At 69.9% G+C, this 22,245-nt stretch carries 21 protein-coding genes; 14 read left to right on the forward strand and 7 right to left on the reverse strand.

Annotation, left to right across the window (positions count from 1 at the left end; genetic code table 11):
- Positions 1-5: 5 nt before the first annotated feature.
- The 11 genes from AOP78_RS08115 to AOP78_RS08165 all read left to right on the forward strand — a co-directional run bounded on the left by AOP78_RS08115 (position 6) and on the right by AOP78_RS08165 (position 13,129).
- On the forward strand, positions 6-989 hold the full coding sequence (locus AOP78_RS08115; RefSeq protein WP_062203272.1) for a bifunctional riboflavin kinase/FAD synthetase: 984 nt from the start codon (positions 6-8) through the stop codon (positions 987-989).
- 373 nt (positions 990-1,362) lie between these two features.
- The gene (gene rpsO, locus AOP78_RS08120; RefSeq protein ID WP_062203037.1) at positions 1,363-1,632 is read left to right on the forward strand and encodes a 30S ribosomal protein S15; all 270 of its coding nucleotides are present in this window, start codon (positions 1,363-1,365) and stop codon (positions 1,630-1,632) included.
- Between the two features lie 203 nt (positions 1,633-1,835).
- Positions 1,836-4,049: a polyribonucleotide nucleotidyltransferase gene (locus tag AOP78_RS08125; protein ID WP_062203039.1), complete on the forward strand. Its 2,214-nt coding sequence runs from the start codon at positions 1,836-1,838 to the stop codon at positions 4,047-4,049.
- A 91-nt stretch (positions 4,050-4,140) separates the two neighbouring features.
- Positions 4,141-5,463, forward strand: a complete 1,323-nt coding sequence (locus tag AOP78_RS08130) for a M16 family metallopeptidase (RefSeq protein ID WP_062203041.1) — start codon at positions 4,141-4,143, stop codon at positions 5,461-5,463.
- A gap of 206 nt (positions 5,464-5,669) precedes the next feature.
- Positions 5,670-6,920, forward strand: coding sequence for an efflux RND transporter periplasmic adaptor subunit (locus AOP78_RS08135; RefSeq protein ID WP_062203043.1), 1,251 nt, complete (start codon positions 5,670-5,672; stop codon positions 6,918-6,920).
- A gap of 45 nt (positions 6,921-6,965) precedes the next feature.
- Positions 6,966-7,691 (forward strand): ABC transporter ATP-binding protein, encoded by a 726-nt coding sequence (locus tag AOP78_RS08140; protein ID WP_062203045.1) that lies wholly within the window; start codon positions 6,966-6,968, stop codon positions 7,689-7,691.
- A complete protein-coding gene (locus AOP78_RS08145) occupies positions 7,688-8,923 on the forward strand; it encodes an ABC transporter permease (protein ID WP_152659461.1) in 1,236 nt (411 codons plus the stop codon). The genes AOP78_RS08140 and AOP78_RS08145 overlap by 4 nt, the downstream gene beginning before the upstream one ends.
- Before the next feature lie 50 nt (positions 8,924-8,973).
- Entirely contained in the window at positions 8,974-9,864 is an 891-nt protein-coding gene (locus AOP78_RS08150; protein WP_062203047.1) for a hypothetical protein, read from the forward strand.
- Entirely contained in the window at positions 9,864-11,873 is a 2,010-nt protein-coding gene (locus tag AOP78_RS08155; RefSeq protein WP_062203049.1) for an efflux RND transporter periplasmic adaptor subunit, read from the forward strand. Before AOP78_RS08150 ends, AOP78_RS08155 begins: the two co-directional genes overlap by 1 nt.
- 48 nt (positions 11,874-11,921) lie before the next feature.
- Entirely contained in the window at positions 11,922-12,665 is a 744-nt protein-coding gene (dapB, locus tag AOP78_RS08160) for a 4-hydroxy-tetrahydrodipicolinate reductase (RefSeq protein WP_062203051.1), read from the forward strand.
- A 5-nt stretch (positions 12,666-12,670) separates the two neighbouring features.
- A complete protein-coding gene (locus AOP78_RS08165; protein ID WP_160297610.1) occupies positions 12,671-13,129 on the forward strand; it encodes a hypothetical protein in 459 nt (152 codons plus the stop codon).
- 63 nt (positions 13,130-13,192) lie between these two features.
- On the opposite strand, the gene AOP78_RS08170 is transcribed toward AOP78_RS08165, so the two are convergent.
- Genes AOP78_RS08170 through AOP78_RS08200 form a run of 7 tightly spaced genes read right to left on the reverse strand, consistent with a single transcriptional unit; the run spans position 13,193 to position 17,537 of the window.
- Positions 13,193-13,711 carry a GNAT family N-acetyltransferase gene (locus AOP78_RS08170; RefSeq protein ID WP_062203055.1) on the reverse strand — a complete coding sequence of 173 codons (519 nt, stop codon included), beginning with the start codon at positions 13,709-13,711 and terminating at the stop codon, positions 13,193-13,195.
- A 59-nt stretch (positions 13,712-13,770) separates the two neighbouring features.
- Positions 13,771-14,094, reverse strand: coding sequence for an AzlD domain-containing protein (locus AOP78_RS08175; protein ID WP_174442382.1), 324 nt, complete (start codon positions 14,092-14,094; stop codon positions 13,771-13,773).
- A complete protein-coding gene (locus AOP78_RS08180) occupies positions 14,091-14,783 on the reverse strand; it encodes an AzlC family ABC transporter permease (RefSeq protein ID WP_062203057.1) in 693 nt (230 codons plus the stop codon). The genes AOP78_RS08175 and AOP78_RS08180 overlap by 4 nt, the downstream gene beginning before the upstream one ends.
- Positions 14,771-15,406 carry a GNAT family N-acetyltransferase gene (locus tag AOP78_RS08185; protein WP_062203059.1) on the reverse strand — a complete coding sequence of 212 codons (636 nt, stop codon included), beginning with the start codon at positions 15,404-15,406 and terminating at the stop codon, positions 14,771-14,773. Before AOP78_RS08185 ends, AOP78_RS08180 begins: the two co-directional genes overlap by 13 nt.
- Before the next feature lie 49 nt (positions 15,407-15,455).
- Positions 15,456-15,977, reverse strand: a complete 522-nt coding sequence (locus AOP78_RS08190; RefSeq protein WP_062203062.1) for a dihydrofolate reductase — start codon at positions 15,975-15,977, stop codon at positions 15,456-15,458.
- A 25-nt stretch (positions 15,978-16,002) separates the two neighbouring features.
- Entirely contained in the window at positions 16,003-16,806 is an 804-nt protein-coding gene (locus AOP78_RS08195) for a thymidylate synthase (RefSeq protein WP_062203064.1), read from the reverse strand.
- 53 nt (positions 16,807-16,859) lie between these two features.
- A complete protein-coding gene (locus tag AOP78_RS08200) occupies positions 16,860-17,537 on the reverse strand; it encodes a GAP family protein (RefSeq protein ID WP_062203066.1) in 678 nt (225 codons plus the stop codon).
- A gap of 166 nt (positions 17,538-17,703) precedes the next feature.
- Between AOP78_RS08200 and AOP78_RS08205 the strand changes: the two genes are divergently transcribed.
- From AOP78_RS08205 to AOP78_RS08215, 3 genes are read left to right on the forward strand one after another with little or no spacing between them, the layout of a single operon-like run.
- Positions 17,704-19,575: an alkyl/aryl-sulfatase gene (locus AOP78_RS08205; RefSeq protein ID WP_062203068.1), complete on the forward strand. Its 1,872-nt coding sequence runs from the start codon at positions 17,704-17,706 to the stop codon at positions 19,573-19,575.
- Positions 19,576-19,634: 59 nt separating this feature from the next.
- Positions 19,635-20,528, forward strand: coding sequence for a 4-hydroxy-tetrahydrodipicolinate synthase (gene dapA, locus AOP78_RS08210; protein WP_062203070.1), 894 nt, complete (start codon positions 19,635-19,637; stop codon positions 20,526-20,528).
- A complete protein-coding gene (locus tag AOP78_RS08215; protein ID WP_062203072.1) occupies positions 20,525-22,207 on the forward strand; it encodes a ribonuclease J in 1,683 nt (560 codons plus the stop codon). The genes dapA and AOP78_RS08215 overlap by 4 nt, the downstream gene beginning before the upstream one ends.
- The last annotated feature ends 38 nt before the right edge of the window (positions 22,208-22,245 follow it).

Genomic DNA, 22,245 nt, shown 5'->3' on the forward strand with positions numbered 1-22,245 from the left:
CCGACATGCAGGTCTGGCGCTCCCTCGACGAGGTCCCCTCCGATCTCGGTCCCACCGTGGTCACCATCGGGAACTTCGACGGCGTGCACCGCGGCCACAGGGCCGTGCTGTCGCGCATGGCGGCCGACGCGCGTGCGCAGGGCCTCAAGGCCGTGAGCATCACGTTCGACCCGCACCCCCGCGCGGTGCACGATCCCGCGCATCCTCCCGTCCTCATCACGGGGGTCGACGACAGGCTCGAGCGCCTCGCCGAGACCGGGCTCGACGGCGTGCTCCTCGTGGAGTACACGCTCGACTTCGCGATGCAGACGCCCGAGGAGTTCGTGCGCAACTATCTGGTCGACGGGCTCGGCGCCGCGGTCGTCGTGGTCGGCCGCGACACGAAGTTCGGGCGCGGCAACGCGGGCGACGTCGACACCCTCAAGGAGCTCGGCGTGCGGCTGGGCTTCGCGGTCGAGGTGCTGGCGGACGCCGGCGACACCGACGCGCGCGGCCGACGCTGGTCCTCGACGTGGGTGCGCGAGCTGCTCGACGACGGCAAGGTGGCCGAGGCATCCGAGGTCCTCGGCTGCCCCCACCGTCTGCGCGGCGTGATCGTGCATGGCGACAAGCGCGGGCGCACGATCGGCTTCCCGACCGCCAACCTCGATGTGTCCGCGGGGATGATCCCCAGGCACGGCGTGTACGCGGGCTGGCTCACGGTGCTGGACGCGCACGGCAACGACCGCGCCGCGCACCTCGTGGGCACCCCGATGCCCGCCGCGATAAGCGTGGGGCTCAACTACACCGTCGGAGGCGAGAGCCTGCGCGTCGAGGCGTTCGTGATCGACGCCGACGACCTGGACCTGTACGACGCGTCGGTCGCGTTCGACCTCGTCGGCTGGCGACGGCCGATGCTGGACTTCGGCTCGCTCGAGGCGCTCACGGAGGCGCTCGAGGAGGACGTCGCCTGGAGCCGTGAGGCACTGGGACTGCCCGTGAAGGGCTGACACCGCATCGTCCGCAAGCCCCGCATCGTCCCTGACCAAGGAGAGGCGACCGCGGCATCGTCCTGGTCCTCCCAGCCCGCCCGCCACCGCACCCACCCCGGCAGTACGAACCAATCTGAACCGCGACACCCCGGCGACACGCCGCTTCGACAGGCGACACGCTCGCGTGCCGGAGGTGAGATTGGTTCGGACTGTCGGTGGCGACGGGCCACGGGACGATGCGGAGTCGAGCAGCCAGGGGAGCGGCACCACGCGGTTGGGGCGCAGGGCGTACCTGAGGTATGATCTTCTCTGCCGTTCAACGGCCGCGGTTCCCAGTGCCCCGGTGGACAAGCCCGGGTGCTCCGCGCAACAACCTTGAGAAGGAGAGCCAATGCCGCTCGACACCGCCAAGAAGCAGTCCATCATGGCCGAGTACGCCACCAGCGAGGGCGACACCGGCTCGCCCGAGGTCCAGATCGCGCTCCTGAGCGCCCGCATCACGGACCTGACCGAGCACCTCAAGGAGCACAAGCACGACCACCACTCGCGTCGTGGCCTGCTGCTCCTCGTCGGTCGCCGTCGCAACCTGCTGAACTACCTGCAGAAGGTCGACATCGCGCGCTACCGCTCGCTGATCGAGCGCCTCGGCCTTCGCCGCTAAGACTTCCGCCCCGGGGCCTTCAAGCCCCGGGGCGATTTCTGTGTCACGCTAGTGACCGGCGGTTCGCCGCCACCCACACCACAACTCAACAACCGCGTCCGGTTGCCTGGTCCTCGGTAGTGGCCTCCTCACCTCAACGCAGGGGAGTGGGCCTCGATCGACGACCGACATTCGGACGCCCTTCACGAAACGGAGGGTGACCCATGGAGGGTCCCGAGATCCAGTTCGCCGAGGCCGTCATCGACAACGGCTCGTTCGGCAAGCGCGTGGTGCGCTTCGAGACCGGCCGCCTCGCTCAGCAGGCAGCCGGCTCTGTCGCCGCCTACCTGGACGGCGAGACGATGCTGCTGTCCGCCACCACCGCGGGCAAGCACCCGCGCGACGGCTTCGACTTCTTCCCCCTGACGGTGGACGTCGAGGAGCGCTCGTACGCCGCCGGCAAGATCCCCGGCTCGTTCTTCCGCCGCGAGGGCCGCCCCTCGACGGACGCGATCCTCACGTGCCGCCTGATCGACCGCCCGCTGCGCCCGACCTTCGTGTCCGGCCTGCGCAACGAGGTCCAGGTCGTCATCACGGTCCTCGCGATCAACCCGGACGACGCCTACGACACGCTCGCGATCAACGCCTCCTCGGCGTCGACCCAGCTGTCCGGCCTGCCGTTCACGGGTCCGATCGCCGGTGTGCGCATCGCGCTCATCGACGGCCAGTGGGTCGCGTTCCCCAAGTACTCGCAGAAGGAGCGCGCGGTCTTCGACATGGTCGTCGCCGGTCGCATCGCGGGTGACGACGTCGCGATCATGATGGTCGAGGCGGAGGCCACGGACGACGCCTACAACCTCATCTCCGAGGGTGCCAAGGCCCCCACCGAGGAGGTCGTTGCCGAGGGCCTCGAGGCCGCCAAGCCGTTCCTCAAGGCGCTGTGCGAGGCTCAGATCGAGCTCGCCGAGAAGGCCGCCAAGGAGACCGTCGAGTTCCCGCGCTTCCTGGACTACCAGGACGACGTGCTCGAGGCCGTCAAGGAGTTCGCGGGCGGCAAGCTCGCCGAGGCGCTCACGATCGCCGACAAGCAGACCCGCGAGTCGCGCCTGGACGAGGTCAAGGCGGAGACGCTGGCTCAGTTCGCCGAGACCTTCGAGGGCCGCGAGAAGGAGGTGTCGGCAGCGATCCGTTCCGTCACCAAGCAGTCGGTGCGCCAGCGCATCCTCAAGGACGGCGTCCGCATCGACGGCCGCGGCCTGCGCGACATCCGTCCGCTGTCCGCCGAGGTCGCCCCGATCCCGCGCGTGCACGGCTCCGCGATCTTCGAGCGCGGCGAGACCCAGATCATGGGTGTCACCACGCTCAACATGCTCAAGATGGAGCAGCAGATCGACTCGTACAACCCCGAGACGCGCAAGCGCTACATGCACCACTACAACTTCCCGCCCTTCTCCACGGGCGAGACCGGTCGCGTGGGCTCCCCGAAGCGCCGCGAGATCGGCCACGGCGCGCTCGCCGAGCGCGCCCTCGTGCCGGTGCTGCCGTCGCGTGAGGACTTCCCCTACGCGATCCGCCAGGTGTCCGAGGCCCTCGGCTCCAACGGCTCGACCTCCATGGGCTCGGTCTGCGCCTCGACGCTGTCGATGCTCAACGCGGGCGTGCCGCTGCGCGCCCCCGTCGCGGGCATCGCGATGGGCCTCGTGTCCGACACGGTGGACGGCGAGACCCGCTACGCGGCGCTCACCGACATCCTCGGCGCCGAGGACGCGTTCGGCGACATGGACTTCAAGGTGGCCGGAACCTCCGAGTTCGTCACCGCGATCCAGCTCGACACCAAGCTCGACGGCATCCCCGCCTCGGTGCTCGCCGGCGCGCTCACCCAGGCCAAGGAGGCCCGCCTCCACATCCTGGACGTGATGGCCCAGGCCATCTCGGAGCCCGACGAGATGAGCCCGTTCGCGCCGCGCATCATCACCGTGCGCGTGCCCGTCGACAAGATCGGCGAGGTCATCGGCCCCAAGGGCAAGATGATCAACCAGATCCAGGACGACACCGGCGCCGACATCTCGATCGAGGACGACGGCACCGTGTTCATCGGTGCGGTCGACGGCCCCTCGGCCGAGGCGGCGCGCGACGCGATCAACGCGATCGCGAACCCGCACATGCCTGAGGTCGGCGAGCGCTTCGTCGGCACCGTCGTCAAGACGGTCGCCTTCGGCGCCTTCGTCTCCCTCTCGCCGGGCAAGGACGGTCTGCTGCACATCTCGCAGATCCGCAAGCTCGTCGGCGGCAAGCGCGTGGAGAACGTCGAGGACGTCCTGAGCGTCGGCCAGAAGATCCAGGTCGAGATCACCGAGATCGACCCGCGCGGCAAGCTGTCGCTCGGCGTCGTCGAGGAGGCCTCGGCTGAGGGCTCGTCGGAGGAGGCCGCGGAGTAACCCTCCCGCCTCATCCATCGCCACGCTTCTTCATACCGAAAGGGCGGTCCCGATTCCTCGGGGCCGCCCCTTCGGCGTTAGGCTCGCTCCCATGCCTCACGTCCTGCCGCTGGTGGCGCCGACCACAGCCGGAAGCTCGGTCACGATCGAGCAGGATCACGGAGCCGTGATCCGCCGTTCCATCCTCCCGGGAGGCGTGCGCGTCTTCACGGAGAACATCCCAGGGATGCGGTCCGCGACCGTCGGCGCGTGGTTCGGCGTCGGCTCGCGAGACGAGACCGACGAGCACGCGGGGTCCACGCACTTCCTCGAGCACCTCTTGTTCAAGGGCACCGCGCGTCGCAGCGCCCTCGACATCGCCGAGGCCTTCGACCGAGTGGGCGGGGAGTCGAACGCGCTCACGGGCAAGGAGTACACCTGCTACTACGCGCGGGTGATCGACACGGACCTGCCGATGGCGATCGACGTCATCCTCGACATGGTCACGTCGGCGAAGCTCGACCAGGCCGACTTCGACATGGAGCGCGGGGTGATCCTCGAGGAGCTCGCCATGAACGAGGACGATCCGGGCGACGTCATCCACGAGCGCTTCGCGGAGGCGGTGCTCGGGGGTCACCCGCTCGGCCGTCCCATCGGCGGCACCCCGGAGATCATCGAGTCCGTCTCTCGCGACGCGGTGTGGGAGCACTACACGCAGCATTACGCGCCGAGCACCCTCATCGTGACGGCCGCAGGGGGAGTGGACCACGACGTGGTCTGTGGGCTGGTCCAGTCCGCCCTCGAGGAGGGCGGCTGGGACCTGACGACCGCGGCGCCGCCGGTGAGCCGGCGCGACCCCAGCGCTCCGGTCGAGTCCGTCCACACTCCCGAGATCGACGTGGTGCGCTCGGAGCTCGAGCAGTCGCACCTGCTCCTCGGCACGCGCGGCTTCCGCGCCAACGACGAGCGCCGCAACACGCTCGCTGTCTACAACGCGATCCTGGGCGGCGGGATGAGCTCGCGCCTGTTCCAGGAGATCCGCGAGAAGCGCGGGCTCACCTACACCGTCTACTCCTTCGGCGCCCCGAGCGCCGAGACCGGGCTGTTCGGCGTGTACGCCGCCTGCACCCCGGCGAAGGCTCCCGAGGTGGAACGCCTCATGGGAGTCGAGGTCGACCGGATGGCCGAGGGCGTGACCGCGGCGGAGCTCGACCGTGCCAAGGGCCAGATCGCGGGGTCGATGGTGCTGAGGCTCGAGGACTCGTACTCGCGGATGTCCCGGCTCGGCAAGGCCGAGCTGGCCTTCGGGGAGCTGTGGAGCATCGGGGAGATGCTCGACCAGGTGCATGCCGTGACCGCGGACGATGTGGCCGCCCTGGCCTCCGACATCGCCTCGCGGGACCGCGCCGTGGTGCGCGTCGGGCCTGCACGCTAGGAGGGCTCCTCCTGGTCGTTCAGCCCGCCTTGCAGGGGGTGAACCAGGACCAACGGGACGATTCGGCGCGTCCTCGGAGCCTTCCGAGGTGTCCTCTGGGTGAACTCTGCGATTGCCTGGATGCGCCCAGCAGTTTCTTAGCGTTTTCTTAGATTGCCTTCCTAGGTTGTGACACGGAAACCACGTCACGACCGACAGGACGGCCCATGCCCCAGATCACTTTCCGTTGGAACCGCGCGCGCAAGTGGGTGATCCCCACCACGGCGCTGGTCGCCGGTGCCGGACTCGGCGTCGGCTCGATGTACCTGTGGGGCCCGAGCAGCGGCTCCGACCAGCAGGCCTTCGCGATGGACGGCATGGATGACGCGAGTCAGCAGACGCTGACCGTGAGCACGCAGACCCTCGAGTCGTCGGTCGAGGCCGACGGCACCCTCGCGGCCGTGTCGACCGACTCGCTCGCCTTCGAGGCCTCCGGCGAGGTCACCGCGGTCTACTTCGAGGAGGGCGACTACGTCGAGGAGGGCGATGTCATCGCCGAGATCGACACCCTGTCGCTCACCGCGTCGCTGACGTCCGCGAAGGCCGAGCTCGCGCAGGCGAAGGCGACGCTGTCCAACCTTGAGGACGCCGACGACGGCACGGACGCGAGCGAGGCCCAGATCGAGGCCGCCGAGTCCCAGGTCGCGGTCCTCAAGGCCTCCGTCGCGGACGCCAAGGATGCGATGAGCGACGCCGAGCTCGTCGCAGACATGGACGGGCTCCTCACCTCGCAGCCCTACGAGGTCGGCGATGTCGTCTCGAGCGGCTCGAGCTCCTCCAGCGGATCGAGCTCGACGATGACGGCCACGAGCACCTCGACGTCCACGTCGAGCTCGAGCGGCGTCACGATCGTCGGACAGGACGAGTGGACGGTGACCGTCAGCCTTGGTGAGGACGACGTCGCGCAGATCGAGGAGGGCGACCAGGTCACCTTCACCTCGGACGATGTGGACGGGGAGTTCTACGGCATCGTCACCGACATCGCCAACCTGCCCACGACCACGGGCGGCACCGCGACGTACTCGGTCGAGCTGCAGGTCACCGACGACGTCGAGGGACTGTACGAGGGCACCTCGGTGACCGCGGACATCGTCTACCTGCGTGAGGCGGACGTGCTCGCCATCCCGACCAACGCGATCACGACGACCGACGGTGTCTCGACCGTGACGGTCGTCGACGACGAGGGCAACGAGGAGACCCGTGAGGTCACGCTCGGCGACGCGATCGACAGCTACACGATCATCACCGACGGCCTCGAGGAGGGCGAGTCGATCGCCGTGACGACGACCGCCTCCGCGGACGGCTCCGACTCGTCGAGCACGGACGACTCCAGCGACACGATGGGCCAGATGGGTGGCGGTCAGATGCCCAGCGGTGACATGGGTGGTGCCCCGGCCGGCGGGATGCCCGGCCAGTAGGCCCGGACGCACCTCCGACCAGATCCACTCAGACAAGGACCTTCCATGACCCTCACTCAGAGCGAGCGGCTCGATGAGATCGCCCCGGTGATCGAGCTCAACGCCGCGCGCAAGACCTATCACACGGGCGACATCGAGTTCGAGGCCCTCCGTGGCATCAACTGCAAGATCTATCCGGGCGAGTACGTGGCGATCGTCGGCCCGTCCGGCTCCGGCAAGTCGACGCTCATGAACATCCTCGGATGCCTCGACGTGCTCACGACCGGCGACTACATCCTCGCCGGCGAGGACGTCTCCAGGATGGACGAGAACGCGCTGGCCTCGGCTCGCAACCGTCGCATCGGCTTCGTGTTCCAGCAGTTCCACCTGCTGTCCAGCCTCACGGCGCTCGGCAACGTCGAGCTCCCGCTCGTCTACGCGGGCGTCTCGCCCGCAGAGCGCAAGGAGCGGGCCATGGCCGCGCTCGCACGCGTCGGACTGGGCGACCGGTACCGCAACCACCCGGGGCAGCTCTCGGGCGGTCAGCAGCAGCGCGTCGCCATCGCGCGCGCGCTGGTGACCGAGCCCGCCATCGTGCTCGCCGACGAGCCGACCGGAAACCTCGACTCGAAGTCCACCGAGGACGTCCTCGGCATGCTCGACGACCTTCACGCGGAGGGCAGCACGATCGTGCTCATCACTCACGAGGGTGACGTCGCACGCAGGGCCGGCACCATCTACAACGTCACCGACGGTCAGTTCGTCGGCGCCGGGACGGAGATCGCCAAGTGAGGCCCGCAGACCTTTTCAAGAGCTCGCTGAGCGCGATCCGCGCGCACAAGATGCGCTCCGCCCTCACGATGCTCGGCATCGTCGTCGGCATCGCCTCCGTCGTCCTGACGGTCGGGCTCGGACTCGGCACGCAGAAGGACGTGAGCGAGGAGATCTCCGCGCTCGGCTCCGACCTGCTCATCGTCTCGCCCGGATCGTCCACGGATGAGGACGGCATGCAGGGCGGCTTCGGCACGGGCGACACGCTCACTTTGACCGACGCCGAGGCGCTCGCCTCGATCATCGCGGTGCCCGACGCCGCGGCGGTCGCCGCCGAGAAGACCGAGAGCCTGTCCCTCGAGTACGGCGAGACCAACTGGACCACCGACGTGACGGGAGCGTCGACGAGCTGGACCGAGGTCCGGTCCCGCGAGCTCCTCTACGGCAGCTTCTTCACCGAGGACGAGGAGACCTCCGGCGCGAACGTCATCGTGCTCGGCACGGAGACCGCCACGGAGCTCTTCGGCTCGACGAACGTCGTGGGCCAGGAGGTCACGATCGATGACGAGACGTTCGAGGTCATCGGGGTGCTCGCAGAGGCCGGCTCGTCAGGCGACACGTCGCTCGATGACATGGCGGTCGTGCCGATGACGACGATGTTCGAGTCCCTCATCGACGACACCACGTCGACCGAGTCGGTGGACACCATCTACATCAAGGCGAACGACTCCGACTCGCTCAGCGCCGCGTCCCAGGAGGCGACCGCGCTGCTGCTGAACCTCCACGGCATCAGCAGCGCCGATGACGCCGACTTCTCGATCGATGCGCAGGACTCCCTGATCTCGACCGCGACCGCGGTCTACGAGAAGCTCACGATCCTCCTGACCGGCATCGCGGCCCTCGCGCTGCTCGTCGGCGGCATCGGGGTCATGAACATCATGCTGGTGTCGGTCACCGAGCGCACCAAGGAGATCGGTCTGCGCAAGGCCCTCGGCGCCGCGCCCGCGAACATCCGCAACCAGTTCCTGATCGAGGCGATGATCCTCGGTCTGGCCGGTGGCGCGATCGGCGCGCTCATCGGCGTCGGCCTCGCGCTGGCACTGCCCACCGTCCTCGGATCGACGATCGTCATCTCCGGCCTGGCTCTGGTGGTGTCCATCGTCGTTGCGGTCGGCATCGGCGCGATCTTCGGCGTGTACCCCGCGGCCCGCGCCGCCAAGCTGGCGCCGATCGACGCCCTTCGAGACCAGTGACCGCCGACATGACAACCGTAATGACCGTGAGAGAACAGGAACGACCGAAGATGAAGACCCGTACCCTGACCGCCGTGGTGGCGTTCGGCTGCACTGCCGCCCTGCTCGCAGGCTGCTCCTCGAGCGACGCGGACACGACGGCCTCGGCCTCGGCCTCCGCCGGCACGGAGACCTCAGCGGACGACGGCGCTGACGCGGCGATGCCCGAAGCGTCCGGACTGACCGGCGAGATCTCCTACGTGTCCGACGACACCGCGCAGGTGCAGGACGACTCGTCCCAGACCGCGGTGACCTGGACCGACGACACGACCATCACCCAGGAGGTCGAGATCTCCCTCGCGGACATCGACACCGGCGCGTGCGTCGTCGTCACGCTCGCGGACGACGGCACGACGGCCAGCACGATCTCCGTGACCGAGGCCGACGATGACGGCAGCTGCGCGACCGCGATGGGCGGCGGCATGGGCGGAGGCGACATGGCCGACGGCGACGCGCCGACCGACATGCCGACCGACATGGCGGACGGCGACATGCCGACGGACATGCCCACCGCCGCGGCGGACGGCGACGCGCCGACCGACATGCCCACGGACATGGCCGGTGGCGGCGACTTCGACACGACCTCGATGGTCAACGGCACCGTGACGGCGGTGGGCGACGCCACGCTCACGGTCGAGACGACCGACGGCGATGAGACCACGGTCGACATCGACGACGACTCGGCCATCACGGGCACCGAGGATGCGGACTCCGACGCGATCGAGGTCGGCATGTGCATGACCGCGACGGGCGAGTCCGACGACTCGGGCAACTACGCGGCGACCGACATCTACGTGTTCAGCGCGGACGACGAGGGCTGCGTGACCACCTCCGGCTTCGGCGGCGGCATGGGTGGCGGGATGCCCAGCGGCGACGCGCCGACGGACGAGAGCGGGGAGTGATGAGCACGCAGGCGATGGATCTCGCGAGGCGCTGGAAGTGGCGCCTGGCGGTCGTGCCGGTCGCAGTCGGCGGCCTCGTGGCGGGCACGCTGCTCACGGGCGCCTCGTCGTCCTCGGCGACGTATCGCACCGCGACCGTCGAGACCGGTGACGTCACGCAGACGCTGTCGGCGACCGGCTCGATCGAGTCGGCCAGCCAGTACGACGAGGCGTTCCAGGTCGACGGCACCGTCGACTCGGTGGACGTGTCCGTCGGGGACGAGGTGGAGGCCGGCGACCTGCTCGCCACGCTCGACACCGAGGACCTCGAGGACGCTGTGGCCGATGCCAAGGAGGCGCTGGCCGACGCCAAGGAGGTGCTCGCGGACGACCTCGATGCGCAGAGCGACTCGTCGAGCAGCTCGAGCTCGTCGACGTCGACGGCCTCCTACTCGACCGACTCCGACTCCGACTCTGACTCCGACGACGACTCGGCAGCGAACGTCACGACGGTCGCGTACACGACCGCGGTGTACGCGGCCACCGCGGCCCTCGAGGCCTCGACCGCCACGACGACCACGACGACGACGAGCACTGAGGACGAGGCCGTGACGGCGGCTCGTGAGGCGCTCGAGGCGGCGCAGACCGCGCTCCTCGACCAGTACGAGATCACGCAGAACCTGCTCGACGACGCGGCTGACTATGGGGACGCGGCCACGACCGCGTGCCAGACGTTCACGGACACGTCCGCGGACGCGAGCGCGACCGCCGACGATATCGCGACCGCGCTCGAGGCGTGCCAGACCGCGACCACGGCCGCGCTCGATGCCTCGAACGACGCCTATGACGCGCAGGTTCTCCTGATGGATTACGCCGATGCGCTGGACGACGCGGTCGCGGCTCTTCAGACTGCGATCGAGGAGGCCGCCGCGGCCGACGAGGCGTCGGACGACGACGCCAGCTCGTCGGACGACGATTCCTCCGCTGACTCGGACAGCTCCGCCTCGGCCGGCGACGACACCGCTGCCGGCGACGACTCGGCGATGGCGGGCGATGACTCGGCCACGGCCGGCGACGACTCGGCGATGGCGGGCGATGACTCGGCGATGGCGGGCGATGACTCGGCGATGGCGGGCGACGACTCGGCGATGGCGGGCGATGACTCGGCCATGACCGGTGACGACTCCACGATGACCGGCGGCGACTCCACGAGCGGCGCGACCACCGAGGAGGACGACACTCCGAGCGCGGCCGACATCCTCGCGGACAAGGCTGACGTCACTGCCGCGAAGGCCGCCCTGGAGGTCGCCAAGCAGCAGCTCGAGTACGCCGAGCTCACCGCGCCCGTCGCGGGTGAGGTCGTCTCGGTGGCTCTCGCGGAGGGCGACTCCGTGAGCGCGAACGACACCTCTGCCGTGATCACGATCGTCGCGGACAACACCTATCTCGTCGAGCTGTCGGTGAGCCTCACGGAGGCGCAGCTGCTCGAGGTCGGTCAGGACGCGGAGATCACCCTCACCGCGAGCGGCGACGTCGTCGAGGGCACCGTCTCCAGCGTGTCGAACGTCAACTCCGGCAACACCTACTCGCAGTCCTACGCGGTCACGATCGCCGTGCCCGACCCGGGCATCGACATCAGGATCGGCGCGGCTGCCCGCATGGAGATCACCGTGGCAGGCTCGACTGACGTCCTCGTGGTGCCGACCTCGGCGATCACCGACGCCGCTGGCGACGCCACGGTGCTCGTGGTCGGCGACGACGGCGAGGCCGTCGAGACCGAGATCGAGACCGGTGCGATCGGCGCCGAGTACACCGAGGTCACCTCGGGGCTCGAGGAGGGCGACGTGGTCGTCCTCGCCGACCTCACGACGGACGTCACCTCGGACGACGAGGAGAGCACGGACGACTCGAGCAGCGGACTGCTCTCGGGCCTGAGCGACGACTCCTCCGACTCGAGCAGCGACAGCTCCGGCATGCAGATGCCCTCCGGCGGATTCAGCGGCGGCCAGATGCCGCAGATGGGTGGCTGACACGCCCCGACGAATCCCGACGCCCGAGGCGCCCGGTACGCTCGACGCATGATCTCCGTCGCCGTGCTGGGCGCCTCCGGGCGCATGGGAAAGACCACCGTCCAGGCGATCGAGGGTGCCGAGGGACTGACTCTCGTCGCGTCCCTCGACGCGGGTGACGCGGTGGCGGAGGCGGCCCGCGCGGGCGCGTCCGTGGTCGTGGACTTCACCGTCCCGTCGGCGACCGAGGCCAACGTCCACGCGGCGATCGATGCCGGGCTGCACGCGGTCGTCGGGACGACTGGCTGGACCGCCGACGCCCTGGCCCGCGTCGAGGACCATCTCAAGGAGCGCCCCGAAGTGGGAGTGCTGATCGCGCCGAACTTCGCGCTCGGAGCCGTGCTTGCCATGAAGCTGTCAGCGATCGCCGCACCGTACTTCGAGTCCGTCGAGATCGTCGAGCTCCACCACCCCGACAAGGTCGACGCGCCGTCGGGCACAGCCCGTCACACCGCCGCCGGCATCGCGGCGGCGCGAGCGGCCGCGGGAGTGGCCCCCTCTCCCGACGCGACGACGCAGGATCCCGACGGGGCTCGTGGCGCGGTCGTCGACGGCGTCCACGTCCATGCCGTCCGCCTGCGCGGTCTCGTCGCGCACGAGGAGGTGCTCATGGGCAACCCGGGGGAGCAGTTCACGATCCGCACCGACAGCTTCGACCGGGTGAGCTTCATGCCCGGCGTGCTGCTCGGCGTCCGCGAGGTCGCCTCGCACCCCGGTCTCACGGTCGGGCTCGACGGATACCTGAGCCTGTGAGGCTGATGCGCCGCCCGGCGTTCCTCGGCGCCGTCGCGATGACGGTGCTGGTCGCGATGTACTCGGCGTACGTCGGCCAGCAGGCGCTCGCCTTCCTGGGATCCGGTGAGCCGATCGGCGTCGCGATCGGCATCGCGCTGTTCGTGCTGCCGGCGCTCGCGATCTGGTGGCTCGCGATGGAGTGGCGGCTCGGCGTCGCCGTGCAGAGGATGTCGACCCGGCTCGAGTCGCAGGGACGGCTTCCCGTCGACGATCTCGAGCGCATGCCGTCCGGTCGTGTCGCGCCCGAGAGCGCGGAGGCTGCCTTCGAGGTCGCGCGGCGCGTGGTCGACGACAATCCGGACGACTGGGCGTCATGGTTCCAGGTCGGCTATGCGTACGAGGCGAGCGGGGACAAGCGGATGGCACGTCGGGCGCTCGGCCATGCGGCCTCGCTGTTCCGCGCGGAGCGCCGCCGGTCCTGAGGACGATGCGCTGGCCGGGTCGTCTCTGGAACAGGGACGATGCGCCGGCCGGGTCGCGTCGGATCAGGCCTCGGGCGTGAGGTCCGTGTGCCAGAGCTGCTCGGGGATCGTGATGCCTGGCCCATCGAGCTCGCGGCGCATGCCGGCCTGAGCGAAGCCCGCGGTCTCGAGGAACTCCGATCGCACGGTGTCCTTCTCAAGCGCCCACAGTCGCATCGTCTGCGCCCCTTGCGACCGCATGTGGTCGGCGGCGGCGGAGAGCAGCCGCGAACCGTGACCCTGCCGACGCTTGCCCGGATCCACCTCGAGAGCGACGAGGTCCTTGGGAGGCGCGCAGGCGACGAAGCCCGCGATCTCCCCATCGTCACCGAGGGCGACGAGCACCTGGTGGCCCTCCGAGGGCGGCTGAGCGATCGCGTCCTTCCATCCCGCTTCGACAGCGCCGACGTCGAAAGCGCTGTGCCGTCGCGGACCCAGGCGCTCGCCGAGCGCGGCGATCCATGCTCCGACCTGGATGCGGGCGATCGCGGACTCGTCTCCGGGGCGGGCGGGGCGGACGGTGTCGGCCGGGGATGCGCTCATGCCCCGAGCCTAGAGGCAGAGTGGTCCCGGCGGTGTGGATCGGCGCGCGGTGGTGGAGATCAGCCCCAGCCGAGAGCGCGCAGACCTGCGGCGACGGCCGCCGCCGCAGCCACGACGACGAGGAACGGCGCGCGCCGCCACAGCAGGACCGCGGCCACGATGATCGCGGCGAGCCGCGCATCGATCACGAGGGAGCCGTCCGTCGTGAAGGTCTGCACGGCCGCGAGCGAGATGAGTAGCGCGACGGTGACGAAGGCCGCGATCCGGTGCATGCGAGGGTTCTGCACGACTCGCTCGGGCACGGTGTGGCCCGCGATCTTCGTGAGCCACGCGAGCAGCCCGGCGGCGACGATCGCGGCCCATGTCCACGCGTAGGGGGTCACTCGGGAACCGCCTCGCCCTTGTGGGGCGCCCAGCCCGCGACCACGCCGACGAGCGCGGCGGCCAGGACGGGTACGCCGGCCGGCACGAGGGGCGTGAGCGCGAGCGCGAGCACCGCGGCCGCTCCTGCCACGGCCTGCGCACGGCGAGAGGCGAGGCGCGGCCACACGAGGCCCAGGAAGGCCGCGCCCGCGGCCGCGTCGAGGCCCCAGTCCGCGGGATCGCCGATCCGCGTGCCGAGCAGCGCCCCGAGCACGGTGATCGCGTTCCACAGCACGAAGACGCCGACGCCTGTCCACCAGAAGCCGGCGCGCCTGGCCGGGAGGTCGTCGTGCGGCTGCGCGAGGGCGACGGCGGTGGACTCGTCGATCGTGACCTGCGCGCCCCACGCGAGCCGCGCGCCCCGCATCGGGCGGAGCACCTCGGCGAGCGCGACCCCGTAGAAGCCGTTGCGGATCCCCAGGAAGGTCGAGGTGGCGACCGCAGCGGCGGCGGAGCCGCCCGCCCCGAGCACCCCGACGAACGCGAACTGCGAACCGCCCGAGAAGACGAGCAGGCTCAGCGCGGCCGTCTGCCAGACGTCGAGCCCGGCCGCGACGGACAGCGCGCCGAAGCTGAGCCCGTACGCGCCTGTCGCGATCGACACCGAGACCGCCTGCTGGCGGGCGGGGTCGAGGGTCAGGCGGGCCACGTGATCCGCATTCCTTCGGCGTCGAACACCGTCGGGCGAGGGGTCGCGGCCACCGGCGTGGCGGGGAGGTGCTCGAGAGTCGCCTGCCATGCGACCGGAACGACCTTCCGGTCGCCATCGGTGCACGTCGGGGCATCGAGAGGCGCCTGGCGGACGTATCCGAGCCGCTCGGGGACCGCCTCGCTGCGCGCGTTGGTCGGCGCGTGGACGATGCCGACGAACGGGACCTTGAGAAGCTCGAGCGCGACCCGGGTCAGCGCCGCGACCGTCTCGGTCACGAGCCCCTGGCCCTGCCTTGCCGCGTCGATCCAGTAGCCGATCTCGACGTGGTCGACGGGCCGCTTCCGGGGATGGAACCCCGTGCCGCCGACAAGCTCGCCGGTCTCGCGCGCGAAGATCCCCATCGTGTAGTCGCGGCCCTCATCGAAGTCGGTGTCGGTCACGGCGATGTACTCGATGCGCTGCTCGGCGGTCTGAGGCTCGTATCGGGCCCACGGGAGGTACCTCACAAGATGCTCGCGATTGCGTGAGGCGACCGCCGCGAGCGCCTCCGCGTCGGTGCGCGCGTAGCGCCGGATGACGAGGCGCTCGGTCTCGATGCGCGCGGGCACGTTCCAGGTCATGGGCTCATCCTGGCACTCGGGCGCGGGGCCGCGGGTGAGGCGGGTGCCGTCAGACGCGGTGGTAGGTGACGAACCGATACTCGGGCCCGTCCTCGTCGCGCTGCGGCTCCGAGGTCGCGACCACCCTCCACTCGCTCTCGGGGATCTCAGGGGCGAACGTGTCGCCCTCGACCTCGAGGTCGATCACCGTGATCTCGAGCGTGTCGGCGACGCCGAGCGCCTCGGCGAAGAGGCGTGCGCCCCCCATGATCCAGATGTCCGTGCCCGGGTCCTCGTCCTCGGCGAGCTCGAGCGCCGCGGACAGGGACGATGCGGACGCGGCTCCCTTGGGAGCCTCGTGGGTCGTGACGACGATGTTGAAGCGGTCGCGCAGCGGCCGGAAGCGGGGCGGCAGCGACTCCCAGGTGTGGCGCCCCATGACGACCGCGTCGTTGTGCGTGAGCGACTGGAAGTGCTTGAGGTCGCCGGGAAGGTGCCAGGGCATCCCGCCGTCGAGGCCGATCACCGGCCGTCCGTGCGCGTCGCGGGCCTGAGCCCAGATCGCGTGGATGGCCGCACGGTCCTCTGACATCTGTTCCTCCTCGATGTGCCGACGCTCAGACGGCGACGGGCGCCTTGATCCCCGGGTGGTGCTGATAGTTCTCGATGACGACATCGTCGATGTCGTAGTCGAACAGGCTGTCCCGGGGAGCGAGGCGGAGCGTGGGGTAGGGGAACGGCTCACGCGAGAGCTGCAGCTCGACCTGCTCGATGTGGTTCGAGTAGATGTGGCAGTCGCCGCCCGTCCACACGAAGTCTCCGACCTCGAGCCCCGTCTGCGCGGCGATCATGTGCGTGAGCAGCGCGTAGGACGCGATGTTGAACGGGACCCCGAGGAACAGGTCCGCGCTGCGCTGGTAGAGCTGGCATGAGAGCCGGCCGTCGGCCACGTAGAACTGGAACATCGCGTGGCACGGCGCAAGCGCCATCGACGGGACGTCCGCGGGGTTCCACGCGGAGACCATGAGGCGGCGCGAGTCAGGGTTGTCGCGGATCTGTTGCACGACCTCGGCGATCTGGTCGATGTGCCTGCCGTCCGGCGTCGGCCACGAGCGCCACTGGTAGCCGTAGACCGGACCGAGCTCGCCTTCGGCGTCGGCCCACTCGTCCCAGATGCTGATCCCACGCTCCTGGAGCCAGCGCACGTTGGTGTCGCCGCGCAGGAACCACAGCAGCTCGCCGACGATCGACCTCGTGTGCACGCGCTTCGTGGTGATGAGGGGGAAGCCCTCGCTCAGGTCGAAGCGGATCTGGCGGCCGAAGACCGACAGCGTCCCGGTGCCGGTGCGGTCGCCCTTGGGCGTCCCGGTGGCCAGCACGTCGCGAAGCAGGTCCTCGTAGGGCGTGGGGATGTCGGTCACGGGGTCAGCGTACGGCCTGGGAGCGGTCACGGACCGAAAAGGCGCAGTCGGTCTCAGAACTGAGCGAGCGACCTGCCGATGAGCATGACGCCGATCACCAGCATCAGCACCGCCATGATCGTGGCGTTGTTGGCGCCGAGCCAGCCCTTGAGGGAGTCCAGGGGTCCGCGCAGGCGTTCCTGCGCGATCAGGTAGCCGACCACCGGGATGGCGACGGTCGAGGCGGCGAGCGCAGTGAAGACGAGGATCGCGACGACGACTGTTCCCTCGGGCGCGGTGTCCATCGTGCCTGTGCCGATCTCGACGCCCGCGCTCGCGGCAAGGAGGAGGTTCTTCGGGTTGACGCCCGACAGCAGTGCGCCCATCCCGAGCGCGGCCGGGAGGCTCATGTGGTCGATCGCGCCCATCCACCTCGGCATCTCGGGCTCCTCGCCGGGGCCGGGACGACCGCGCCATTGCGTGACGGCCACGGCGACCATGAGCGCGCCGAGCGCGAGCTTCGCGAAGCCCGCGACGGGCGAGGGCTCGGAGTCGTCGCCGTTCAGCACCGACGAGAGCGCGGTGAAGAGGGTGACGGCGACGACGATGCCCGCGACCCAGCCGATCAGGAAGCCCACGCTCGTCACTCTCGCGCGGGGAGACAGCAGCATGAGGATCGCCGCGATGATCGGGATCGGGCTGATCGCGATCCCCAGGGCGAGCGGCAGCACCGCTCCGACGACTGCGCCCATGGCGGTCTCCTCCCAGCGAGGTGCGGCGCGGCCGGCTGGTACGCGTCGCGTCCTCCCTGCTCCTCACGCTAGCCGTTGTGCGACGGTGGCCGCCGGTTGCGCGGTCGAGGTCGTAGGGCGACTCTTGTCGAGAGGGCAGTTCTCGTCGTCGAGAGCGAGGCGCATCATGCTGAAGAACGATCCCATCCCCACCGTTCGATTGGCGCACGCGGCCCAGTCCGCGATGCTGCCGTTCGACGACACCGCGGACTTCGAGGCCGCCGACCGAGGCTTCCTCGGGACCACCTCGGCGAGCGTCATCGAGGACGATGACGGCAACGTCGTCTGGGACCTCGGGTCCTACGACTTCCTCAGCGGCGACGCGCCCGAGACCGTGCATCCGAGCCTGTGGCGGCAATCGATCCTCAACGCGAAGCACGGCCTCTTCGAGGTCGTCGAGGGCATCTATCAGGTGCGCGGCTTCGACCTCTCCGTGATGTCGATCATCGAGACCGACACCGGCGTGATCGTCGTCGACCCGCTCATCTCCCGCGAGACGGCGAAGGCCGCGTTCGACCTGTACACCGAGCATCGGGGTCGCAGGCCGATCCGTGCGCTGCTGTACACGCACTCGCACCTCGATCACTTCGGGGGAGCCCTGGGGCTCGTCAGCGCGGAGGAGGCGGCGTCGGGCGCCGTCCAGGTGCTCGCTCCCGAGGGTCTGGTCGGGCACGCGATCGCCGAGAACGTCTACGCCGGCACCGCGATGTCCCGTCGCGCGGGCTACATGTACGGCGCGAGCCTCCCACGCGGGCCCCACGGCGCCGTGGGCGCCGGCCTCGGCCAGACCACCTCGACGGGCCACCCCGGCATCGTCCTCCCCACCCACGAGGTGAGGGCCACGGGGGAGAAGGTGACCGTCGACGGCGTCGAGATCGAGTTCCAGATGGCTCCCGGCACCGAGGCGCCCGCCGAGATGCACTTCTTCCTCCCGCGCTACGCGGCGCTGTGCATGGCGGAGAACGTCACCCACACCCTTCACAACATCCTGACGCTCCGCGGCGCTGTCGTGCGGGACCCCAACGTCTGGTCCCGCTACCTCACCGAGGCGCTCGCCCTCTTCGGCGACCGCGCCGAGGTGATGTTCGCCTCGCACCACTGGCCGACATGGGGACGCGAGACGGTCGTCGAGTACATCGCCGCCCAGCGCGACCTCTACAAGTACCTGCACGACCAGACGCTCAGGATGGCGAACAAGGGTCTCCAGGGCGCCGAGATCGCCGAGGCGATCACCCTGCCTCCCGCCCTCGAGCACACGTGGGGCGCCCGCGGCTACTACGGCTCCGTCAGCCACAACGTCAAGGCGATCTACCAGCGGTACCTGGGCTGGTTCGACGGCAACCCTGCACGGCTGTGGCCGCACCCGCCCCAGGCGCTCGCGGACCGCTACGTCGCCGCGATGGGAGGCATGGTGGAGGTCCTCGCGCTCGCACGCACGGCGTACGACGAGGGCGACCTCCGGTGGGCCGCGACGCTGCTCGACCACGCCGTGTTCCACGACCCGGACAACGCGGTGGCGCGGGAGCTCTACGCCGACACCCTCGAGCAGCTGGGGTACGGGTCGGAGAACGGCACCTGGCGCAACTTCTTCCTCTCAGGCGCCGTGGAGCTGCGCGAAGGCAGCTTCGGGACGCCCGTCGCTACCGCCGCCCCCGAGCTCATGGCGCAGCTCACCCCCGAGCAGATCTTCGATGCCATCGCGATCACCGTCGACGGACCGCATGCGTGGGACCTGCACCTGACGATAGGAGTCGTCCTCACCGACCTGGAGCGGGCCTTCATGCTCACCCTGCGCAACGGCGTGCTGGTGCCGGAGGAGAAGGCCCCGACCGAGGACGCCCAGGTCGTCGTGCGCCTCACCAAGCAACGGCTTCTCGGGCTCGTCGGAGGAGACCTCGCCTCGCCGGGAATCGAGACCACCGGCGATCCGCAGGTGCTGAGCTCGCTGCTCGGCGTGCTCGACCCGGGCGACCCCGACTTCGAGATCGTGCTGCCCTGACGAGGCCCCGGTGCCGCCGCGAGCAGGGTGGATGGGCACGTGCGCGGTAGGTTGGTCCCATGACTGATCCCGCACGTCCGTTCGGCACCGTTCTCACCGCGATGGTCACGCCGTTGCACGAGGGCGGCGCGATCGACTACCGCGGTGCTCAGCGTCTGGCGCAGTACCTCGTCTCCCGCGGCTCGGACGGCCTCGTGCTGTCGGGAACGACGGGGGAGGCCCCGACCACGCACGCGCCGGAGAAGGTGGACCTGATCCGCGCCGTGCGCGAGGCCGTCGGTCCCGAGGCCACGATCCTCACGGGCGCGGGCTCGAACGACACCGCCCACGCGGTGCGCATGGCGGAGCAGGGCGAGGAGGCCGGCGCCGACGGCATCCTTGCGCTCGCTCCGTACTACTCGAAGCCCTCCCAGGCTGGCATCGTCGCGCACTTCCGCGCGATCCTCGGCGCGACCGGCCTGCCGGTGATGATCTACGACATCCCCGGTCGCACGTCGATCGCGATCTCGGACTGGGCGTACGACGAGCTCGCCCCCCACCCGCGCGTCGTCGCCGTGAAGGACGCGACCGGCGACGTCGCGACCGGCAAGGCCCGTCACGAGCGCACCGGGCTCGCCTGGTACTCGGGCGACGACGGGCTCACCCTCGACTTCCTCCGCGCGGGCGGCGTCGGCACGGTCTCGGTGATCGCGCACGTTGCCTCCCGGGAGACCAAGGCCATGATCGACGCGTTCGCCGCGGGCGATGAGGCCGAGGCCCAGCGCATCCACGAATCCCTCCTGCCCGTCGTCAGCGCGATGTTCGCCATCCCAGGCGCCGTCAGCGCGAAGGCCTCCATGCAGTGGGCCGGCGTCATCGAGAACCGCGCGATGCGGCTCCCGCTGCTGCCCGCCACGCAGGCCGAGTACGAGGCACTGACCGCGGCCCTCGAGGCCGCAGGAATGACACGATGAACTTCCACCCCGAATTGACGGCGCCCCCGGCGCTCAAGCCCGACACCCTCCGCCTCGTCCCGCTCGGCGGGCTCGGCGAGGTCGGCCGCAACATGCACGTGCTCGAGCTGAACGGCAAGCTGCTCATCATCGACTGCGGCGTGCTGTTCCCCGAGGAGCACCAGCCGGGCGTCGACCTGATCCTGCCCGACCTCACGTACCTCCAGGACCGCCTGGACGACATCGAGGCGATCGTCCTCACGCACGGCCACGAGGACCACATCGGCGCGGTGCCCTACCTGCTGCGCAAGAAGCACGACATCCCGATCATCGGCTCGCAGCTCACGCTCGCCTTCATCGAGGCGAAGCTCAAGGAGCACCGCATCACGCCCATCACCCTCGCGGTCAAGGAGGGCGGACGTGAGCAGATCGGCGCGTTCGACCTCGAGTTCGTCGCCGTCAACCACTCGATCCCCGACGCGCTCGCGGTCTTCGTCCGCACGAGCGCCGGCACGGTGCTCAACACGGGCGACTTCAAGATGGACCAGCTTCCGCTCGACGGCCGCATCACCGACCTGCGCGCCTTCGCCCGCATGGGCGAGGAGGGCGTCGACCTGTTCATGGTCGACTCGACCAACGCCGAGGTGCCGGGCTTCACGACCGCGGAGGCCGAGATCGGGCCGACGCTCGACGGGCTGTTCGCGCAGGCGCAGGGACGCATCGTCGTCGCGTCGTTCGCGAGCCACGTGCACCGCGTCCAGCAGGTCATCGACGCCGCGCACAAGCACGGCCGCAAGGTCGCGCTCGTCGGCCGCTCGATGGTGCGCAACATGGGGCTCGCGGCGGACATGGGCTACCTCAACGTGCCGGCCGGAATCCTCGTCGACCCGAAGAAGGCCGACCACATGCCAGGCCACCAGGTGGTCTACATGTCGACGGGCTCGCAGGGCGAGCCCATGGCGGCGCTGAGCCGCATCGCCACCGGCGACCACAAGGTCACCGTCGGCGAGGGCGACCTCGTGATCTTCGCATCGTCCCTGATCCCCGGCAACGAGAACTCGGTGTACCGCGTGATCAACCTGCTCATGCGTCGTGGGGCGACCGTCGTGCACCAGGGCAACGCTCGCGTGCACGTCTCGGGCCACGCGAGCGCGGGCGAGCTGCTGTACTGCTACAACATCCTGCGCCCCAAGAACGTGATGCCGATCCACGGCGAGGTGCGCCACCTGCTCGCCAACGGCAAGCTCGCGATGAAGACCGGGATCCCCGCCGAGAACGTGATGTTCGCCGAGAACGGCGTCGTCATCGACCTCAAGGACGGCCGCGCTCGCGTCGTCGGCGCGATCGAGCACCAGAACGTCTACGTGGACGGCTCGTCGGTGGGCGAGATCACCGAGACCGAGCTCAAGGACCGCAGGATCCTGTCGGAGGAGGGGTTCGTGTCGGTGTTCGCCGTCGTCGACTCCTCCAATGGCAAGGTCGTGTCCGGCCCCGAGGTGCACGCGAGGGGTCTGGCCGAGGACGACGTCGTGTTCGACGCCGTCCTGCCGCAGATCAAGCAGGCGATCGAGGAGGCCGCGGCCGGCGGCACGACCGACACCCACCAGCTCCAGCAGGTGATGCGTCGCGTGCTCGGCCGCTACGTCGGCACCAAGCTGCGCCGTCGTCCGATGATCGTGCCGATCATCATCGAGGCCTGACCCGCATCCGGACGCCGTCGCCGCGCCTCACGCTCGGG

The sequence above is a fragment of the Demequina salsinemoris genome, assembly GCF_000974805.1.
GTDB lineage: Bacteria > Actinomycetota > Actinomycetes > Actinomycetales > Demequinaceae > Demequina > Demequina salsinemoris.